1 protein-coding gene is annotated in these 235 nt (G+C 63.8%); it reads right to left on the reverse strand.

Annotation, left to right across the window (positions count from 1 at the left end; translation table 11 throughout):
• A partial coding sequence (locus tag SB765_RS33855) for a phospholipase D-like domain-containing protein (protein WP_410933065.1) occupies positions 1-235 on the reverse strand: 235 nt, incomplete at both ends.

Genomic DNA, 235 nt, shown 5'->3' on the forward strand with positions numbered 1-235 from the left:
GGCCGATCCATCCCCAGATCCGCTGCTTCACCCTGCGCCACAGCGGCCGGGCATGCCAGTGATCGAGGTCGACTTCCTCGCTCAAGGCAAAGTCACGCTCGAAGCTGGCCACCACCGCCGCCGTCAGTGGCGGGTCCAGCGCCTCGATGTTGGCTTCAAGGTTGAAGCGCAGGTTCCAGTGGTCGAAGTTGCACGAACCGACGCTGACCCAGTCATCGACCACGGCCATCTTCAG

It is taken from the genome of Pseudomonas sp. SIMBA_067, from assembly GCF_046534675.1.
In the GTDB taxonomy this organism is placed as follows: domain Bacteria; phylum Pseudomonadota; class Gammaproteobacteria; order Pseudomonadales; family Pseudomonadaceae; genus Aquipseudomonas; species Aquipseudomonas putida.